Raw genomic sequence first — 333 nt, 5'->3', positions numbered from 1 at the left:
CTTCAAAATAATGGGTGGCTATGTATTACCCCGAAATAAGGCCATGCCGATAACAGCCCAAATCATAGATTCCATAGGTAATTTTCGCTTACGAAGCGTGGCTACACCATTGGATTGTAGACTATGTTGAATAAGCTCTGGGCAGAGAAGTTCACCAAGACTGTCGAACTCGGTAAGTCGGTTGATAGAGGTACGCGCTAAAGCTTCAGAAAGTTCCATGAAAAAATCCAGTACAAACAAGAGTCTGTACTGGATTTTGAAGCCTTTTAAAAATCGGTCAACCGATCATATTGGCCTTAACTGATCGGCATTACACACTATGTGGCCTTTTTA

1 pseudogene is annotated in these 333 nt (G+C 41.7%); it reads right to left on the bottom strand.

Going from position 1 to position 333, the window contains the following annotated elements:
* Nucleotides 1-21 precede the first annotated feature (21 nt).
* A pseudogene (locus tag BCU91_RS10420) lies at nt 22-219 on the bottom strand (transposase domain-containing protein); the annotation flags it as partial.
* Nucleotides 220-333 lie beyond the last annotated feature (114 nt).

The organism is Shewanella sp. 10N.286.52.B9 (assembly GCF_002873635.1).
GTDB lineage: Bacteria > Pseudomonadota > Gammaproteobacteria > Enterobacterales > Shewanellaceae > Shewanella.
This window is presented reverse-complemented; position numbering and strand designations above follow the sequence as displayed.